The organism is Telluria mixta, from assembly GCF_029223865.1.
Lineage (GTDB): Bacteria > Pseudomonadota > Gammaproteobacteria > Burkholderiales > Burkholderiaceae_D > Telluria > Telluria mixta.
In genome coordinates, this window is record NZ_CP119520.1 from 3,361,530 (window position 1) to 3,379,588 (window position 18,059).

Genomic DNA, 18,059 nt, shown 5'->3' on the forward strand with positions numbered 1-18,059 from the left:
GTTATCCGCCGATGTAGGACATTTCGATTTTCTGTGCGCTCTCCGCGCGCGGCGAGAGGCCCGCCGTGTTGACGGTGCGGGTTTCGGAGTAGCGGTCGTCGCGCGCGCGCCAGAGCCGGGCGATGGCCGTCTGCATCTCCTGGTCCGTACGCCCCGCCCGGAGCAGCTCGCGCAGGTCGTGGCCGCGCGTCGCGAACAAACAGGTGTACAGCTTGCCCTCGGTGGACAGGCGGATGCGCGAACAGTCGCGGCAGAACGCTTGCGTGACGCTGGAGATCATGCCCACTTCGCCGCCGCCGTCCACATAGCGCCAGCGCTGTGCGGTCTCGCCCGCGTAGTTGGCGCCGATCGGCTCCAGCGGCATCTCGGCCGAGATGCGGCGCACGACTTCGCCCGACGGCACGACTTCCGTCATGTTCCAGCCGTTCGACGCGCCCACGTCCATGTATTCGATGAAGCGCAGGATGGCCGGCGTGCCCTTGAAGTGGCGCGCCATCGGCAGGATCTGGTCGTCGTTCATGCCGCCCTTGACGACCATGTTGACCTTGATGGGCCCCAGGCCGGCGGCGTGGGCGGCGTCGATGCCGGCCAGGACATCGGCCACGGCGAAGTCGACGTCGTTCATGCGCTTGAACACGGCGTCGTCGATGGCGTCGAGCGAGACCGTCACGCGGTCCAGGCCCGCATCCTTGAGCAGCTGCGCTTTTTTCGCCAGCAGCGAACCGTTGGTGGTGAGCGTGAGGTCGAGCGGGCGGCCGGACGGCGTCTCGATGGCGCGCAGCTGTTCGACCAGGCGCTCCAGGTTCTTGCGCAGCAGCGGCTCTCCGCCCGTCAGGCGGATCTTTTCGACGCCGTGCGCGACGAACAGCCGCGCCACGCGCGCGATCTCCTCGAAATTGAGGAGGGCCGAGTGGGGCAGGTAGGCGTAATCCTTGTCGAAGACTTCCTTCGGCATGCAGTACACGCAGCGGAAGTTGCAGCGGTCCGTGACGGAGATGCGCAGGTCGTGCAGGGGGCGTCCGAGGGCGTCGGCGAGCAGGCCGTTCGGTGTCTCCAGCGTGTCGGGGACGGCCAGCGCGGGGGCGCGCGCATCGGCCACCATGATGATTTTTTCAGCCATGCCAATACGATAGCAGAAGGCCGGCGAGGGCGCAGGCAAGGATGGTCTTGATCGTCCCGGTTCTGTAGCGCAATAACGCCACCGCGGCGGCCGTGCCGATGGCGATCGCGTCCCAGCGCGGCGCGCCGTGATCGAGGAAGACGTGGGCACCGAAGAAGACGGCCAGGCTCGCGATGACGCCGACGACGGCCGCCGAGATCGCCGTCAGCGGCGCCGTCAGCCGCACGTCCCCGCGCGTGGACTCCACCAGCGGGCCGCCCGCGAGGATGAACACGAACGACGGCAGGAACGTGAAGAATGTCACGACACAAGCTGCCGCCGTGCCGGCCAGGAAGCGGGCGTCCGGACCGAACAGCGCATGGGTCCAGCCGCCGACGAAGCCGACGAACGCGACGATCATGATCAGGGGACCCGGCGTCGTTTCGCCCAGCGCGAGGCCGTCGATCATCTGGCCGGCGTCGAGCCAGTGGTACTGCTCGACGGCGTGCTGCACGACGTATGGCAGTACGGCATAGGCGCCGCCGAACGTCAGCAGCGCCATCCTGCCGAAGAACGCGCCCATGCGCGGCAACTCGCCGTCCGGCCCGTAGACGAGGGCCAGTCCCGCCCAGCCCGCGAGCCCGATGGCGCAGCCGGCCACGCCGACCGTCATCAGTCGCCGCCAGGTGAAGCGGGCGTGGGCCGGCGTCGGCGTCGTGTCGTCGATCAGCGCCGGCGGATGGGGCGAGCCATCGGCCGCGACCGCGTGCGCACCGCCCAGGTCGAACAGCGCGGGCCTCCACCGGCCGCCAGCCAGTCCGACCACCGCCGCCCCGAGCACGATCAGCGGGAACGGCACGCCCAGCAGGTCGATGCCGACGAACGCCGCGAGCGCGACGCCGACCAGCAGGCCATTGCGGAGTGTCCGGCTGCCGATGCGCCACGCGGCCGCCAGCACGATCGCGACGACGGCCGGCTTGATGCCCGTCATGATGCCGGCGATGGCGGGCACCTGGCCCCATGCCATGTAGATCCACGACAGCGCGATCAGGACGAGCAGCGACGGCAGCACGAACAGCATCCCGGCCGCGATCCCGCCCGGCACGCGGTGCAGCAGCCAGCCGATGTAGATGGCGAGCTGTGTCGCTTCCGGCCCCGGCAGCAGCATGCAGTAATTCAGCGCGTGCAGGAACCGGCGCTCGGATATCCAGCGGCGGCGCTCGACGAGCTCGGCATGCATCATGGCGATCTGCCCGGCCGGGCCGCCGAAACTGATGAAGCCCAGCTTGAGCCAGTAGCGCAGGGCGGTGCGGAAGGAAACGGGAGCGGGCGGGGCGGACAAGGCGGATGGGCAACGGTTGATGAGTTGCCCATCTTACACGCATCAGGCAGGTGAGCGATGGCTTACTTCCACCAGGATGCCGCCCGGTGCGTGGACGTAGAACAGCGTCGCGCCGCGCTGGGACGAGACGGGCGGCAGGTCGGGCACGCCCGCGGCCTGCATCCGCGCGTGGGCGGCGTGCACGGCCGCGTCGGACTCGACGAGAAAGCCGATGTGGAAGTTGTCGGGATAGTCCTGTACGCCTTCTGCGCGGCGCCGCGTGAGGACGAGTGCGAATCCACTTTCGCCGAGCAGCAGGGCGAAGCCGTTATTGCCGCGTGTGTCGAGCAGGCGGAAGCCGAAATGGGTCGTGAAGAAGGCGGCGGTGGCCGCGACGTCGGGGACGGGAAGGTCGAGGTGATTCAGTTGCATGGCATGCTCCGATAGATGGGCTCGCTCGGGATGCAGGCATGCGCGAACGAACCCGTTGGGCGCAACAGCGCCGGACGGTTCGTCGCGGGTACTCATGCGCGTACGCATGGAACAGAGCTTCGGCGCATGTCGCGCGAAGGGACCGGGCTTACCAAAGACGATCCTGCCTTTTTCGACGCCGCCATCGTAGCACAGGAAGCAAAAAGGGAAGCCGAAGCTTCCCTTTTTTACGATGCCGACGCGCTTATTGGCTCGTTATTGGCGTGTATCCACCTGGATCAGCGGCTCGTCGACCGGCGGCGGCGCCGGCTTGCGCGTGCGGCGCGGACGTGCCGGCGGCTCCACCTGCGCGGCCGCTTCCTGGGCGGCGCGCAGCTTTTCCGGATCCGTCGACGCGAGCGTCAGGCCGGCTTTCTCGAGCAGGTCGTTCAGGTTGGCCGGTGCTGCGGCGACCGGTGCCGGGGCCGGTGCGGCGGCAACCGGTGCCGCTTGCGCGACGACAGGTTGTTCGGCCTCGACCGGAGCCGATACCGGCGCCGACACAGGAGCAGGAGCAGAAGCAGGCGCAGCGGCCGGGGCTTCGACGGTGGTTTCGACCGGCTGGGCGGCTGCATCGGCCTCGGCCTTGTCGGCGACGGCGGCGGCGACCGACTCGGTGGTCGGGAACGGCCACGGCGTCTGGGCAGCCGGGGCGGCCTCGACGACAGGTTCGGCCGGCGCGGCGGCCTGCTCAGCTGCAGCCGCTGCGGCAGCGGCCGCAGCCTGTTCAGCCTGGGCGCGGGCCGCTTCCGCCTGCTCGGCGGCAGCCTTCTCGGCGGCGGCTTTCACAGCGGCAGCCTTGACCGATTCCGTGGTCGGGAACGGCCACGGACCCAGTGCGACGGCCTTGACGGGCGCCGCCTCAGGCTTGGTTTGTGCAGCTTTCGCTTCGGCCTGGACCTTGGCGGCTTCCTCGTCGGCCACCGGCGTGAAGGCCGGTGCTTCGCCTTCGACGACGTCCTGCTCGGCGCCCTCGACCTGGTCACGGTCGCGACGGTTGCGGTTGCGGCCGCCACGACGGCGACGGCGGCGCGGCTCGTCGCCATGCGCGTCCGTTTCCAGTTCCTCGTTATCCGGGCCGACGGTCGCTACCGCTGCGTTCGCCGTCACCGGCTTCAGCGCTTCCGGAATCTGCGGCTCGCCGGCCAGCGTGATGGCCGCCTGGGCCGCCACGGCCTGGGCGGCATTCAGCTCTTCGCTCTTGGCCTCGGCCGGGGCGCGTTCGGTGCGTTCCGTACGCTCGGCACGCTCGCCACCTTCACGCGGCGGGCGCGGCTGGCGCGGTGCGCGTTCCGGACGTTCGCCACGCTCCGGACGCTCGCCGCGTTCGGCACGCTCGCCTCGCGGGGCCTGCGGCTGTGCATCCGCCGTGACGGCTGCCTGTTCGCGCGGCTCGCGGGCTTCGCGCGGTTGACGCGGCTGGCGCGGCGGACGTGCCGGCTTGCCTTCGGCCTCGACCGGCTTGGCGCCTTCCACGGCGGCGTTCACATCGCGTTCCTCGCGCTCGGCGCGGTTGCGGCCATTGCCGCCGGCGGTGGCGTTGCGGCCGCCGCGGGCGTTGCGCGGGCCACGGCCGGCGCGCTCGCCGCGTTCGCCGGCAGCCGGTGCCGCTTCAGCGGGCTTGGGCGGTGCGACCGGGGCGGGTGGCGGGGCGATCGGGACCTGACGGCCGAAGAAGAAGTTGCGCAGCTTGGCGAAGAAACCTTCCTGGACCGGCGGCGCGTAGGCCGGCGCGGCGGGCGCGGCCGCTGCCGGGGCGGGCGCCTCGACCGGCTTGGCCGGCTGGCGGTCGACCACCGGTGCCGGCTGGGCCGGGGTGATCGTCTTGACGACGGCTTCCTGGCGCGGCTTCGCTTCTTCCTTCTGGCGCTTGGCGAAGGCCATGTCCGTGTCGGCCGACTCGGCCATCGTGTAGCTGGCGGCGTCGTCGTCCAGGCGCGGATCGTCGTGCTTGATGCGCTCGAGCTTGTAGTGCGGGGTTTCCAGGTGCTTGTTCGGGACCAGGATGACCGTGATGCGGTGGCGCGTCTCGATCTTGAGCACTTCGCCGCGCTTTTCGTTCAGCAGGAAAGCGGCGACGTCGACCGGGACCTGGACGTGGATCGCGGCCGAGTTCTCCTTCATCGCCTCTTCCTGGATGATGCGCAGCACCTGCAGGGCGGACGATTCGGTATCGCGGATGTGGCCGGTGCCCGAGCAGCGCGGGCAGGTCACGTGCGAACCTTCCGACAGCGACGGACGCAGGCGCTGGCGCGACAGTTCCATCAGGCCGAAGCGCGAGATCTTGCCCATCTGGACGCGTGCACGGTCATGGTGCAGGGCATCCTTCAGGCGCTGTTCCACTTCGCGCTGGTTCTTGGCGACTTCCATGTCGATGAAGTCGATGACGATCAGGCCACCCAGGTCGCGCAGGCGCAGCTGGCGGGCCACTTCGTCGGCCGCTTCGCAGTTGGTGTTGAAGGCGGTCGTCTCGATGTCCGAACCGCGCGTCGCGCGCGCCGAGTTGACGTCGATGGAGACGAGGGCTTCCGTGTGGTCGATCACGATCGCGCCGCCGGACGGCAGCGGGACGGTGCGCGAATACGCGGTCTCGATCTGGTGTTCGATCTGGAAACGGGAGAACAGCGGCACGTCGTCCGTGTAGCGCTTCACGCGGTGCGCCATGTCGGGCATCACGTGGCTCATGAACTGCTGGGCCTGGTCGAAGATCTCGTCGGTGTCGATCAGGACTTCGCCGATGTCAGGCTGGAAATAGTCGCGGATGGCGCGGATGACCAGCGAGGACTCTTGATAGATCAGGAACGGACCGGGGGCCGACTTGCCGGCGCCTTCGATCGCGCGCCACAGTTGCATCAGGTAATTCAGGTCCCACTGGAGTTCTTCGACGTTGCGGCCGATACCGGCGGTGCGGGCGATGACCGACATACCCTGCGGCAGGTCCAGCTTGTCCATCGTCTCGCGCAGTTCCTGGCGCTCTTCGCCTTCGACGCGGCGCGACACGCCGCCACCCCGCGGATTGTTCGGCATCAGGACCAGGTAGCGGCCGGCCAGCGAGATGAACGAGGTCAGGGCCGCGCCCTTGTTGCCGCGTTCTTCCTTTTCGACCTGGACCATGATTTCCTGGCCTTCGCGCAGGGCTTCCTTGATCGTGCAGTTGCGGACGTCGACGCCGTCGCGGAAATAGGAGCGGGCAACTTCTTTGAAGGGGAGGAAACCGTGGCGCTCTTCGCCGTAGCTGACGAAGCAGGCTTCAAGAGAGGGTTCGATGCGGGTGATGACGCCTTTGTAGATATTCGACTTTCGCTGTTCGCGACCGGCGGTCTCGATATCGATGTCGATCAGTTTCTGGCCATCGACGATCGCTACGCGCAGCTCCTCTTGCTGCGTAGCGTTAAACAACATACGTTTCATTTTTATAAACTCCGCGACCCGTGGGCCGTTTCATGCCGTCTTTATGCAAGAGCGGCGAAAGTACAGGGATGTACGCGGGGAAGGGAGTGTTGGCGGTGGTATGCCCGGGGTGTGACACGGCATGGCCGGCCACAGGGCGCAGTGGCGTCGAACGTAATTGCCCGCGCACGAACGTCCTTGCCGGCCCGGGCGGCCCGATCGGGGCGGCACAGGGGCTGGCAAGCGGTGCGACACAGCCAGATCTTCAGTCGGCGTGCATGCCGGGGAGCGGAAGGGTGTTGGCGAAACGGGCGCTCCGGGGCGTGAAGACCGCGGTGCGTACTGCGCACCTGCAGGATCTTCCCGGATGACTGTCTTCAACAACACTGCTACAGCTCACGACGGTCTAGCGGCTCCTTACTTCGGGTCGGGCAAACGGCAAGCGTTATCGACGCCATCACCCGGCGAGCCGACCCTGCGGCCGGCTTGCCGGTACTTATCCTTACAGTTCCAAACAATCCAATCCTGCATCCTGTGCGGCTACCCGATTGCAACTGCGGTGCAACCCAGGTTCGCACAGGAATGTGCGTACACATCTAGAAATCCTTGAAATCCGCCGCTGCGCTTTCGCATTGTCGCTGCGATGCCGCGACACTGCTGCCGCTTGCGACGGTTTGGGGATTCCGTTTTTTTCCATCGAATTTGCATTTTGGCGGGGCCGATGGAGACGCCCCTGTGTAAAATATCGTTTTAATTCTTACACCTGCAGAGGTTTGACCGCCGCCTGTCGATTATATATTCAAAATGAAGGACTTAGAGAGAATTTCTGGGAAGACAGAGCGAATGACCTTGCAAAACGATGTTGTTCCCCCTTCATCACAGACAGATAGCCGCCCCCCTGCCACTGCTCAGTTTGTCACAATCACCGAGGAAGAAGCAGGCCAGCGCATCGATAACTACCTGCTGCGCGTCTGCAAAGGTGTCCCAAAAAGCCATATTTACCGGATCCTGCGCTCTGGCGAAGTGCGCGTGAACAAAGGCCGCATCGACCAGTTGTACCGCCTGGCGACGGGCGACATCGTCCGTATCCCGCCTGTCCGCATTGCCGAAAAGGCCGCCGGCAGCGCCCCTGTGCCGGGCGCGGAATTTGCCATCGTGCACGAAGACAGCCACCTGCTCGTGATCGACAAGCCGGCTGGCGTAGCCGTGCACGGCGGTTCGGGCGTGTCGTATGGCGTCATCGAACAATTGCGTGCGGCCCGGCCGGATGCCAAATTCCTGGAACTGGTGCACCGCCTGGACCGTGAAACGTCCGGCTTGCTGCTGCTTGCAAAGAAACGTTCCGCGTTGACGAGCCTGCACGAGCAGATGCGCGACGGCACAACCGACAAGCGCTACCTGACCATGGTCGCGGGTGACTGGCGCAATCCGCGCCAGCACGTGAAATTGCCGCTACATAAATACACGACGCCGGATGGCGAGCGTCGCGTCGTCGTGCAGGCCGGCGGTCAGGAAGCACATACGGTATTCAACCTGCTGCGCAAATGGCCGGAATACGCCTTGCTGGAGGCGGAGCTCAAGACGGGGCGCACGCACCAGATCCGCGTGCACCTGGCGTCAAGTGGCTTTCCGATCCTCGGTGACGAGAAATACGGCGATTTTGCGCTCAACAAGCAGCTTCAGAAGGCAACCGACGCACGTGGCGCCTTGCGCCGCATGTTCCTGCACGCGTACCAGATCACGTTCCAGCATCCCGACACGGGCGAGCCGCTCACCCTGAAGGCGCCGTTGCCGGCGGAATGCGAGCGTTTCTTGGTAAGCTTGGGGCCAGCGCAGGAACTCAAAACACGCAGTACCCATCGATAACGCGGAATGAGGAGCCGGCGCCACGAGCGCCGGGAGACATGGCAAGAAAGCAATTCGACCTGATTGTCTTCGACTGGGACGGCACGCTGATGGACAGCACCGCCACCATCGTCAAATGTATACAGTCTGCGGCCAAGGACCTGGGCCTGGCCGTCCCGAGCGACGCCGCGGCTTCGCACGTGATCGGCCTCGGCCTGGGCGAAGCCATGCAGGCCGTGATGCCGAACATCGATCCGGCCCTGTATCCGCGCATGGTCGAACGCTATCGCTACCACTTCCTGACGAAGGACCACGAATTGGTCCTGTTCCAGGGTGTGCGGGCGATGCTGGACGCGCTTTCCCAGGAGGGGTACTTCCTTGCAGTGGCGACAGGCAAGAGCCGGGTCGGCCTGAACCGCGCCCTGAACGCGGCAGGCCTGCTGTCCGTGTTCGACGCAACCCGTTGCGCCGACGAGACATTTTCCAAACCGCACCCGGCAATGTTGCAAGAATTGACAAGGGAACTCGGCCAGGACATGCGGCGTACCGTTATGATCGGCGACACAACGCATGACTTGCTTATGGCAAATAATGCCGGCGCCTCCGGCATCGCCGTCGAGTATGGCGCCCACCCGGTCCAGCAACTGCAGGCATGTCATCCGGTGTTCACCGCGAAAAACGTGCCCGAATTGCACCAGTGGCTGGTCGAGAACGCATGAGCGATACCGAAGACGTCTACATCTGCGATTCCGCGACCGTCGAGGATGGCGGCAAGGGCGTCCGTTTCCCCGTGCTGGCGTTCGGCGACGATGCGACCGGTTTTGTCGTGCGCTTCGGCGGCAAGATCTACGCCTACCTCAACCGCTGTGCCCACGTGCCGGTCGAACTGGACTGGTTCAAGGGCGAATTCTTCGAATCGAGCAAGCTTTACCTCATGTGCTCGACGCATGGCGCCATTTACTTGCCCGAGAGCGGCGCCTGCGCGGGCGGACCTTGCCGTGGCGGCAAACTGCGGCCGATCACCGTACGGGAGGCCGATAGCCGGATTTATTGGCAACCGGACCAGCATATCCGTCCGCCGACAGCGGGCCTGCGCGACAGCCAGATGGGGTAACCACACCAGGTATCTATGAGCGACAACACCAGGAACGACAATCCGAACGACAACCGGCCGGCTGCCCCGGCGACCTTCAGCAACTGGGAGCGCGAGACCCTGGAGCGTCTCGTGTTTGCCACCGTACGCGAGCAGCGGGCCTCGCGCCGCTGGGGCATCTTCTTCAAGCTGTCCTTTCTTTTGCTGGCATTTTTCGCGATCTGGGCTTATTTCGACTTCAACTTCGGTAGCTCGGATATCGAGGCGCTGGGCCGCCACACTGCGCTGATCGAAATCGACGGCGCCATCGAGGACGAAGGCAGCGGCGCCGCCGATACCGTCATCCCGTCGCTGAACAAGGCGTTTTCCGATCCGGGGTCGGCGGCCATCGTCCTGCGTATCAACAGCCCGGGCGGCAGTCCGGTACAGGCCGGCATCATCGTCGACGAAATCCAGCGCCTCAAGAAGGGTTATCCGAACAAGCCGCTGTACGTGGTCGTGGACGAGATTTGCGCGTCCGGCGGCTATTACATCGCGGCCGCGGCCGACAAGATCTACGTCAACAAGGCCAGTATCGTCGGGTCCGTCGGCGTACTGATGGACGGCTTCGGCTTCACGGGCCTGATGGACAAGCTCGGCATCGAACGCCGCCTGCTGACGGCGGGTGAGAACAAGGGCTTTCTGGATCCGTTCAGCCCGCAGTCCGATAAGCAGAAACAGCATGCGCTGGAAATGCTCAACGAGATCCATGAGCAATTTATTGCCGTCGTGCGTGCCGGCCGGGGCAAGCGCCTGAAGGAAAATGCGGAAATCTTCTCCGGCCTTTACTGGACCGGTGCCAAGGCGGTCGAGATGGGGCTCGCGGATGGCTTTGGTACGGTGGACACGGTCGCGCGCGACGTCGTGAAGGCGGAAGACATCATCGACTACACGGCGCACGAAGGCTTGCCGGAGCGTGTGCTGAAGAAATTTGGCGCGTCGGTCGGCGCCGGTGCGGTGCATTCGATCTACCGGGGCGCCGTGCCCAGCTTGCGCTGAGCACGGGCGTTGAGCAACTGATATGTCTCAATATTGGGCTTGAAACTTACGAACGGTGGACTATAGTTGGTGTGTAGCTGTTTCGGCGCGAACGACATGGAAACCAGCCTGTTCCTGCCGTTGTCGGAACCGCTTCAGACCCGCATCCGTGCGGTTTCGAGAGAATTCAATTCCTCAAGCTGGAGTCCCAATAGGGAAGGAAACGACGGCGTACGCCGTCGTTTTCATTTTTGGCGTCCGTCGCCAGGCTTGCGTGGAATCGATTTCAATTCTGTTAAAGGTGAAAGCATGCCGGACGCCTCCTGACGGAGATGCGTGGCGCCGTCGCGCTCCAGTGCTGTGCCGGACGGTGCGCCCGAGGGGCGGGACATCGATCGCGGGCCGCCGTGCACGACAACTTTCCGGTTGAGCAGGGCGCGCTCGTCGGGGTGCTGGCGCGTGTCGGCGATAACGCTATCAAGACTGCCCGGTTCAGGTTGATGAAAGCCGCCTGTTTCCAGCCAGGCCTGAAAGCGGCGCTGCGCCTGCTCATACCATGCGGCGCGCATTGGCAGCTGGTGTTCGAAACAATGTACATGCGGGATGTCGCCACCGCGCGTCCAGCGCGCCAGCGCAAGCCGGGTAGGGAAAATTGCGGCATATTCCTGGGCCACCTTCGCCCCGCTGCTTTTGGCTGCGGACGAAGACGGGGTGCTGTGGTTCTGTTTTTTTTCGATCTGCACGTTTGCCTCGTGGTTTGGGGGGTTAATCCGATGTGCCGGATGGTGCGGCCCACCTTTAGTCCTACACTCAGTAACTGTAGGTCGATTCCTAATCAGGTTTCAGTTTATCAATGGGACATTGGCGACACTTGAGATGTGTCAAACGATTTCTTGCTTCGCATTGAAACCCTGAGATAGCTGAACTTTGACGCTTGCAATCCTTCTGCTACAGTCTCGCCCCATGAGTAAACTATCCCTCGACCGCGTGCTCCAGTCCCAAGGCTTCGGCACACGCAAGTATTGCCGGGCCCTGATCGAAGACGGCGACGTGGCCATCAACGGCGACGTCCACGATAACTACAAGACCCTCGTGGAGACGGACGGCCTCGTGCTGACCGTGTTCGACGAAGAATGGGTGTATCGCGAACACGTCTACATCGCCTTGTACAAACCCTCCAACTTCGAGTGCTCGCGCAAGCCGAGCCACCATCCGGGGGTGCTGACATTGTTGCCGGAACAATTTACTTGGCGCGACGTGCAGCCTGTCGGCCGACTCGACCATGACACGACGGGCCTGCTGTTGATGTCGGACGACGGCCCGTTCATCCATGCGCAGTCTTCACCCAAGCGTCATATTCCGAAGGTGTACCAGGCCACCACCCAGGAGCCGGTCACCCAGGCGCTCGTCGACGAGCTACTGTCCGGCGTGCAATTGCACGACGAACCTGCGCCGCTGGCGGCCCAGTCCTGTGTACAGCGCGGCGACCATCAGCTGGAAATCGTGCTGGAGCAGGGGAAATATCACCAAGTCAAACGCATGCTGGCCGCGGCGGGGAACCATTGCGCCGCGTTGCATCGCTCGCAGATCGGCGGCTTGACGCTCGAGTCGCTCGGCTTGCAGGAAGGCGAGTGGTGTTTTCTGGAGCAGGCGAAGCTGGATCTGCTGGTGCCGGGCTGACGGCAAGAATGCCCCGGTGTTCCGGGGCTGGGCCTGCCGGCCGTTCCCGTTCTGCGCCGGCAGGCGACATCTCCCGCGGTGCATAACGTTGGGTCCGGATCAGGTCGCACCAAAGATTGCAACTAACCGACTGCGTGGTGGTGCTAGGCGCCGGTTATGCGCCGTTGTCCGCTGCGCTACGACGCATCTGCGACGTACGCTAACGCGCTGTCGTGCGACATCGCATGCCGATTTCCGCGACACTCGTCACTCGACTCTTGTCAATATTTTACTGAGCTGGGCAAGAGTGCCGTTCAACCTCGACGATGACGATGCCCGCAACAAATCACCGCCTCTTTTTCTTCATCTCCTTTCTCGCGATAAGTCCGGCCATGGCCCAGCAGACCGATCCCGGTCTGGCGAGTTGCGCACGCGTGGCCGATGCTGCCCAGCGGCTGGCTTGCTACGACCGTCTGGCCGGTGTGGTGCCGGCGTCAACGTCCGTGCCCGTAGCGGCACCAGCGCCATCGATCCCGAATACGGATGCGCCGCCTGTCCCGGCCGCCGTCGACGATTCGCCCGAAACGATGCGGGATTTCAGCCTGGCCGACCATTGGGAGCTGGATCAGGAGCACAAGCGCGGCCTATTCAATTTCCGCCCGCACCAGGTGAACTACCTGATGCTGACCCGCACCGCCCATCCCAACAATGAACCCTACCGGCCGTTCCGCCGCATCGCCGACCTGACGAGCGACCTCGCGCATTCAGAACTCGTGTTCCAGCTGGGATTCAAGATGAAGCTTGTCGAAAGCGCTTTCGACAAGCCCGTCGATCTGTGGTTCGGCTATACGCAGAACAGCTTCTGGCAAGCCGGCAATCACGAGGCGTCCAGCCCCTTCCGCGAGACGAACTATCAACCCGAGCTGATGGCCGTCACTCCACTGCATTTCAGTGTACTGGGGATGAATGCGCGCTTTCTTAATCTCGGTCTGGTGCACCAGTCGAACGGCCAGACCTCGACGTTGTCGCGCAGCTGGAACCGGGTCTATGCCCAGGTCGGACTCGAGCGGGCAGGGTGGACCGTGCTGGGCCGTGTCTGGAAACGCATCAACGAGGCGGCGGCCGATGACGACAACCGTGATATCGTCGACTACATGGGGCGTGGCGATGTCATCGTCACCTACCGCAACAAAGGCAACGATTACTCGGCCTTATTGCGGCGCAATTTCTCCACTGAACGCGGCGCGTTTCAGCTCAGCTGGGCGTTTCCGCTGGCCGGGCACATCAAGGGTTACGCTCATCTATTCTCGGGCTATGGGCAGAGCCTGATCGACTACAACTATTACCAGAACACGGTGGGGCTCGGGCTGCTCGGGACGTTCTGAAAGAGCGGTCGTGCCCGCAGGCCGTTCCATTGCGACCCAGGCCGCTGCATGGCACTGCTGTCGCGCGCTTGCCAGTTGGCCATCACGCGGCTTACCGTCGACAGGACGGGCGAGTCACAGTTCCTTAGAGCCGAAAGCGACGGCCTGGCGGGCCCGACGGACGGCATTGTGTTTCGCGCGCCGATCGTAACGGGATGCTGCGCATTACGATACTGGCAACACGATCTCGGCAACGCGACACTACGAAGATGTCAACAAGATAATGAAGGATTTCTAGAGTGAATTCGCGTCGGTTATAATGTCACGCTGTTTACATTGCATCTGCCCATACTCCCGAAGCCTGTTTTGCTTGCAATTATTCCCTTGAGCACTTGCTGTTGGACAGCTCGGCGCAACCTAACCCATACAGTGAAGCGCGTACCTGTCGGGAGTAACGTAACGATGACTGGATCGAGAGCGCATGGATTACCTGGCAAGTGGAGAACGTATAAATGATTTTGACAACAGGTGGCGCAGGCTTTATCGGAAGTAATTTTGTACTGGACTGGTGCGCCCTGAACGACGAGCCGGTCATCAACTTCGACAAGCTAACGTATGCCGGCAACCTCGAGAACCTGGCGAGCCTGCGCGACAATCCCAAGCACGTGTTCGTGCACGGCGACATCGGCGACGTGGACCTCGTGCGGCGCCTGCTGCAGGAACACCAGCCGCGTGCCGTCGTGAACTTCGCGGCCGAGAGCCACGTGGACCGCAGCATCCACGGCCCGGGCGAATTCATCCAGACGAACATCGTCGGCACCTTCCACCTGCTCGAAGCCGTGCGCGAATACTGGGGCGCGCTGCCGGACGACCGCAAGGCCGCGTTCCGCTTCCTGCACGTGTCGACCGACGAAGTCTACGGCTCGCTCGGCAAGGACGACCCCGCCTTCCGCGAGACGAACCGCTACGAACCGAACAGCCCGTATTCCGCCAGCAAGGCGGCCAGCGACCACCTCGTGCGCGCCTACCATCACACGTACGGCCTGCCGGTGCTGACCACCAATTGCTCGAACAACTATGGTCCTTACCACTTCCCGGAAAAGCTGATCCCGCTGTGCATCCACAATGCGCTGGCCGGCAAGCCGCTGCCGATCTACGGCGACGGCCAGCAGATCCGCGACTGGCTGTACGTGAAGGACCATTGCTCGGCCATCCGCCGCGTGCTCGAAGGGGGCCAGCTGGGCGAGGTCTACAACGTCGGCGGCTGGAACGAGAAGGCCAACCTCGACGTCGTCAAAACGCTGTGCGCGATCCTCGACGAACTGAGCCCGCGCGCGGACGGCCAGTCGTACGCGACCCAGATCACGTTCGTGACGGACCGCCCCGGCCATGACCGCCGCTACGCGATCGATGCGACCAGGCTGGAGCGTGAGCTGGGCTGGAAGCCGGCCGAGACCTTCGAAACCGGCATCCGCAAGACGGTGCAGTGGTACCTCGACAACCAGGAATGGGTCCAGCACGTGACGAGCGGCAGCTACCGCGCCTGGGTTGGCCAACAATACGGTGCCTGAATGAAGATTCTCCTGACCGGCAAGAACGGCCAGCTCGGCTTCGAGCTGCAGCGCGCGCTGGCGCCGCTCGGCGACGTCATCGCCGTCGGCACGCAGGATTGCAACCTGGCCGATGCCGATGCGTTGCGTGCGCTGGTGCGCCGCGTCGCGCCGGACGTGATCGTCAATCCAGCGGCGTACACGGCCGTCGACAAGGCCGAGTCCGACGAAGCGACGGCCCGCGCCGTCAACGCCGTCGCCCCGGCCATCCTGGGCGAAGAGGCTGCGGCGCTGGGTGCGCTCGTGCTGCATTTCTCGACCGACTATGTGTTCGACGGCACGAAGCAGGGTGCCTACACGGAACACGATGTGCCGGCGCCGCAGAGCGTCTACGGCCGCACCAAACTCGAGGGCGAGCAAGGTCTGGCGGCTGCCAATCCGCGCCACCTGATCCTGCGCACGAGCTGGGTCGTGGGCGCGCACGGCGGCAATTTTGCCAAGACGATGCTGCGCCTTGCCGCCGAGCGCGACAGGCTCACCGTCGTCGCCGACCAGTTCGGCGCACCGACGCCGGCCGCGCTGCTGGCCGACCTCAGCGCCCATCTCGTGCGCGAGCATGCGCGTGCGCGGGGCACCGGCTTCCCCTACGGCACCTATCACGTCGCCGCGGGTGGCGAGACGAGCTGGCACGGCTATGCGCAGTTCGTGATCGGCGAGGCGCTGGCGGCCGGCAAGGCGCTGAAGGCGACCGTCGACGCCGTTGCGCCGCTGGCCACCGAACAGTATCCGACGCCGGCCAAACGTCCCTCAATTCGCGGCTCGACACGACCCGCTTCCGTACGACGTTCGACCTGCGCCTGCCGCCGTGGCAGGAAGGCGTGCGCCACGTGCTCCGGCAAATCCTGTGAGAGGCAGCCATGTCCCAAATCAAGCGTAAAGGCATCATCCTGGCCGGCGGCTCCGGCACGCGGCTGTATCCGGTGACGCAGGCCGTCAGCAAACAGCTGATGCCGGTCTACGACAAGCCGATGGTGTATTACCCGCTCAGCACGCTGATGCTGAGCGGCATCCGCGACGTGCTCGTCATCAGCACCCCGCAGGACACGCCCCGTTTCGCCGAGCTGCTCGGCGACGGCGCCCGCTGGGGCATGAATATCCAGTATGCCGTGCAACCCTCGCCGGACGGCCTGGCCCAGGCGTTCATCATCGGCAAGGATTTCGTGGGGAACGATCCGAGCGCGCTGGTGCTTGGCGATAACATTTTCTACGGCCACGACTTGGTAAAACAACTGCACAGCGCCAACGAACGCACCGACAGCGCCACCGTGTTCGCCTACCACGTGCACGATCCGGAACGCTACGGCGTCGTTGAGTTCGACGCGCAGCAGCGTGCCCTGAGCATCGAGGAAAAGCCGAAGCAGCCCAAGTCGTCGTATGCCGTGACCGGACTGTACTTCTACGACAACGACGTCTGCAACGTGGCGGCCGACATCAAGCCGTCGGCGCGTGGCGAACTGGAGATCACCGACGTCAACCGCTGCTACCTCGAGCGCGACAAGCTGAACGTCGAGATCATGGGCCGCGGCTTCGCCTGGCTCGACACAGGCACGCACGACAGCCTGCTGGAGGCGGCCAGCTTCATTGCGACCTTGCAGAAGCGGCAGGGCCTGCAGGTGGCGTGCCCGGAAGAGATCGCGTACCGCCAGGGCTGGATCGACGCGGCCGCGCTGCAGCAACTCGCGGCGCCGCTGGCCAAGAACGGCTACGGCAAATATCTTTTGAACCTGTTGAAATAATCCGTCCATGCCATATACCGTTACCCCGACCGCCATTCCCGATGTGCTGGTGCTGACGCCGAAAGTCTTCGGCGACGCGCGCGGCTTCTTTTTCGAGAGCTACAATGCGCGCGACTTCCGCGAGGCGACAGGCTTGGATGTTTCGTTCGTGCAGGACAACCACAGCAAGTCCGTGAAAGGCGTTCTGCGCGGTCTCCATTACCAGATTCAAAATGCGCAGGGAAAACTGGTGCGCGCGGTGCAGGGTAGCGTGTTCGACGTCGTCGTCGACCTGCGCAAGTCCTCCCCAACGTTCGGTCGCTGGGTCGGTGAAGTGCTGAGCGCCGAGAATCACAAGCAATTGTGGGTCCCGCCCGGTTTTGCGCATGGGTTCGTCGTACTCAGTGAAACAGCTGAGTTTCTCTACAAGACGACTGATTACTGGTATCCGGCGCATGAGCGTTCGTTGCTGTGGAGCGATCCGGCGATCGGTATCCAGTGGCCTATCGATTTCGAACCGCAGCTTGCCGCCAAGGATGCTGCCGGCGTGCCGCTGCAGACGGCTGACCTGTTCGACTAACCCTCCCGTATGCTGGTCAGGTGGCAGTCATACGGGGTTGCCGATGTTATTGCGCCAGCAACACTAGCTTCTTACCTATCACGTGACTAAGCCAGCTCACATCTCGCACGGAATCTAAATGCATCTGTGCATTGCCGTGAATCAATCACGGCCGCTGCAAACTCATTCCGGTTGAACTTTTTGTTTGCCCTTCACGTCGGTTGGCGGCGCTAGCTCGTTCTGTGCTGTCAGTGGGCCGCGCGTTTACGCGCGTGTACCCTTGCTCAGAATGTGCTTAATTGTCCAGTGGGAAATGACGAAAATGCATGCTCAGTGTTTGATTCGCGCAACGGAAACAAAAAATTACATTTCCTTAGAATATGTTTCCAATGGGAAAAATTTTTCTTCAGTTATGATTTTATAAACACAAATGTGAAGTTTTAAAATACTGAACGTAAACTTAAGTGACGATATTTGCAATTATTATTTCGCGTTCGCTAATTACCTTTTGTATGGCGCTAATTCTTCTATGATTTTCCTTTAACAAGCTACTATGAATTGTTTCATGTAAATACTGAAGTGTCCCGTCACGGCATCGCCGAGCGGACAAAAAAATTCTCCAACAGGTAGAACTAAAGGTAGCTCTGAAGTAAAATTCTTGGTGACGTACATCACGCTTCGTGACCGCAAGATGATTGCGGTAACCAACTATCATGCCGGTGGTAGAGAAACTGAACCTCTCGGCAATGCCGGGTGCGCCTTCGGTGACTTCATAGCCGAGTTTCCTTAGCAGGAACAGTCTTTGCTGGACAGTTCGCTGCACTGTAGGGTTCACCCACTGTGCACTTGTCCCGGCCGGCTCCTGCACGCGTATCCATGAGGGGGCGAACGATTAAATATAGTGTTCGTCAGCATT

The 18,059-nt window shown here is 63.4% G+C and carries 14 protein-coding genes and 1 pseudogene; 10 read left to right on the forward strand and 5 right to left on the reverse strand.

Going from position 1 to position 18,059, the window contains the following annotated elements; all coding sequences use genetic code 11:
- Position 1 precedes the first annotated feature (1 nt).
- The 4 genes from moaA to P0M04_RS14960 form a co-directional block, all read right to left on the reverse strand.
- Positions 2-1,120 (reverse strand): GTP 3',8-cyclase MoaA, encoded by a 1,119-nt coding sequence (gene moaA, locus P0M04_RS14945; RefSeq protein ID WP_259450030.1) that lies wholly within the window; start codon positions 1,118-1,120, stop codon positions 2-4.
- Positions 1,113-2,441 (reverse strand): chromate efflux transporter, encoded by a 1,329-nt coding sequence (gene chrA, locus P0M04_RS14950; RefSeq protein ID WP_259450031.1) that lies wholly within the window; start codon positions 2,439-2,441, stop codon positions 1,113-1,115. The genes moaA and chrA overlap by 8 nt, the downstream gene beginning before the upstream one ends.
- 42 nt (positions 2,442-2,483) lie before the next feature.
- On the reverse strand, positions 2,484-2,852 hold the full coding sequence (locus tag P0M04_RS14955; RefSeq protein WP_259450032.1) for a VOC family protein: 369 nt from the start codon (positions 2,850-2,852) through the stop codon (positions 2,484-2,486).
- Between the two features lie 255 nt (positions 2,853-3,107).
- A complete protein-coding gene (locus tag P0M04_RS14960) occupies positions 3,108-6,302 on the reverse strand; it encodes an Rne/Rng family ribonuclease (protein WP_259450033.1) in 3,195 nt (1,064 codons plus the stop codon).
- An 822-nt stretch (positions 6,303-7,124) separates the two neighbouring features.
- On the opposite strand from P0M04_RS14960, the gene P0M04_RS14965 reads away from it, so the two are divergent.
- The 4 genes from P0M04_RS14965 to P0M04_RS14980 are packed head-to-tail and all read left to right on the forward strand — an operon-like array spanning position 7,125 to position 10,257.
- Positions 7,125-8,147 carry an RluA family pseudouridine synthase gene (locus P0M04_RS14965; protein WP_259450034.1) on the forward strand — a complete coding sequence of 341 codons (1,023 nt, stop codon included), beginning with the start codon at positions 7,125-7,127 and terminating at the stop codon, positions 8,145-8,147.
- 38 nt (positions 8,148-8,185) lie between these two features.
- The gene (locus P0M04_RS14970; RefSeq protein ID WP_259450035.1) at positions 8,186-8,845 is read left to right on the forward strand and encodes an HAD-IIIA family hydrolase; all 660 of its coding nucleotides are present in this window, start codon (positions 8,186-8,188) and stop codon (positions 8,843-8,845) included.
- Positions 8,842-9,240 carry a Rieske (2Fe-2S) protein gene (locus P0M04_RS14975; RefSeq protein ID WP_259450036.1) on the forward strand — a complete coding sequence of 133 codons (399 nt, stop codon included), beginning with the start codon at positions 8,842-8,844 and terminating at the stop codon, positions 9,238-9,240. The genes P0M04_RS14970 and P0M04_RS14975 overlap by 4 nt, the downstream gene beginning before the upstream one ends.
- 15 nt (positions 9,241-9,255) lie before the next feature.
- The gene (locus tag P0M04_RS14980; protein WP_259450037.1) at positions 9,256-10,257 is read left to right on the forward strand and encodes a S49 family peptidase; all 1,002 of its coding nucleotides are present in this window, start codon (positions 9,256-9,258) and stop codon (positions 10,255-10,257) included.
- A 224-nt stretch (positions 10,258-10,481) separates the two neighbouring features.
- On the opposite strand, the gene P0M04_RS14985 is transcribed toward P0M04_RS14980, so the two are convergent.
- Positions 10,482-10,979 carry a hypothetical protein gene (locus P0M04_RS14985; RefSeq protein ID WP_259450038.1) on the reverse strand — a complete coding sequence of 166 codons (498 nt, stop codon included), beginning with the start codon at positions 10,977-10,979 and terminating at the stop codon, positions 10,482-10,484.
- A gap of 220 nt (positions 10,980-11,199) precedes the next feature.
- On the opposite strand from P0M04_RS14985, the gene P0M04_RS14990 reads away from it, so the two are divergent.
- The 6 genes and pseudogenes from P0M04_RS14990 (at position 11,200) to rfbC (ending at position 17,164) form a co-directional block, all read left to right on the forward strand.
- On the forward strand, positions 11,200-11,916 hold the full coding sequence (locus P0M04_RS14990; protein ID WP_259450039.1) for a pseudouridine synthase: 717 nt from the start codon (positions 11,200-11,202) through the stop codon (positions 11,914-11,916).
- A 371-nt stretch (positions 11,917-12,287) separates the two neighbouring features.
- Complete coding sequence (locus P0M04_RS14995) at positions 12,288-13,280, forward strand: phospholipase A (protein WP_259450040.1); 993 nt, start codon at positions 12,288-12,290, stop codon at positions 13,278-13,280.
- A 491-nt stretch (positions 13,281-13,771) separates the two neighbouring features.
- Positions 13,772-14,830, forward strand: a complete 1,059-nt coding sequence (gene rfbB, locus P0M04_RS15000) for a dTDP-glucose 4,6-dehydratase (protein ID WP_259450041.1) — start codon at positions 13,772-13,774, stop codon at positions 14,828-14,830.
- Positions 14,831-15,717 (forward strand): annotated as a pseudogene (gene rfbD / locus P0M04_RS15005) (dTDP-4-dehydrorhamnose reductase).
- An 18-nt stretch (positions 15,718-15,735) separates the two neighbouring features.
- Complete coding sequence (rfbA, locus tag P0M04_RS15010) at positions 15,736-16,605, forward strand: glucose-1-phosphate thymidylyltransferase RfbA (protein WP_259450092.1); 870 nt, start codon at positions 15,736-15,738, stop codon at positions 16,603-16,605.
- A 7-nt stretch (positions 16,606-16,612) separates the two neighbouring features.
- A complete protein-coding gene (rfbC, locus tag P0M04_RS15015; RefSeq protein WP_259450043.1) occupies positions 16,613-17,164 on the forward strand; it encodes a dTDP-4-dehydrorhamnose 3,5-epimerase in 552 nt (183 codons plus the stop codon).
- The last annotated feature ends 895 nt before the right edge of the window (positions 17,165-18,059 follow it).

Bases quoted from the DNA above. Each gene is read 5' to 3' on its own strand.
- P0M04_RS14960 (WP_259450033.1), bottom strand. From the start codon at position 6,302: ATGAAACGTATGTTGTTTAACGCTACGCAGCAAGAGGAGCTGCGCGTA.
- P0M04_RS14995 (WP_259450040.1), top strand. From the start codon at position 12,288: ATGGCCCAGCAGACCGATCCCGGTCTGGCGAGTTGCGCACGCGTGGCC.
- P0M04_RS14970 (WP_259450035.1), top strand. From the start codon at position 8,186: ATGGCAAGAAAGCAATTCGACCTGATTGTCTTCGACTGGGACGGCACG.
- rfbC (WP_259450043.1), top strand. From the start codon at position 16,613: ATGCCATATACCGTTACCCCGACCGCCATTCCCGATGTGCTGGTGCTG.
- P0M04_RS14965 (WP_259450034.1), top strand. From the start codon at position 7,125: ATGACCTTGCAAAACGATGTTGTTCCCCCTTCATCACAGACAGATAGC.
- moaA (WP_259450030.1), bottom strand. From the start codon at position 1,120: ATGGCTGAAAAAATCATCATGGTGGCCGATGCGCGCGCCCCCGCGCTG.
- P0M04_RS14980 (WP_259450037.1), top strand. From the start codon at position 9,256: ATGAGCGACAACACCAGGAACGACAATCCGAACGACAACCGGCCGGCT.
- P0M04_RS14975 (WP_259450036.1), top strand. From the start codon at position 8,842: ATGAGCGATACCGAAGACGTCTACATCTGCGATTCCGCGACCGTCGAG.
- P0M04_RS14990 (WP_259450039.1), top strand. From the start codon at position 11,200: ATGAGTAAACTATCCCTCGACCGCGTGCTCCAGTCCCAAGGCTTCGGC.
- P0M04_RS14955 (WP_259450032.1), bottom strand. From the start codon at position 2,852: ATGCAACTGAATCACCTCGACCTTCCCGTCCCCGACGTCGCGGCCACC.
- rfbB (WP_259450041.1), top strand. From the start codon at position 13,772: ATGATTTTGACAACAGGTGGCGCAGGCTTTATCGGAAGTAATTTTGTA.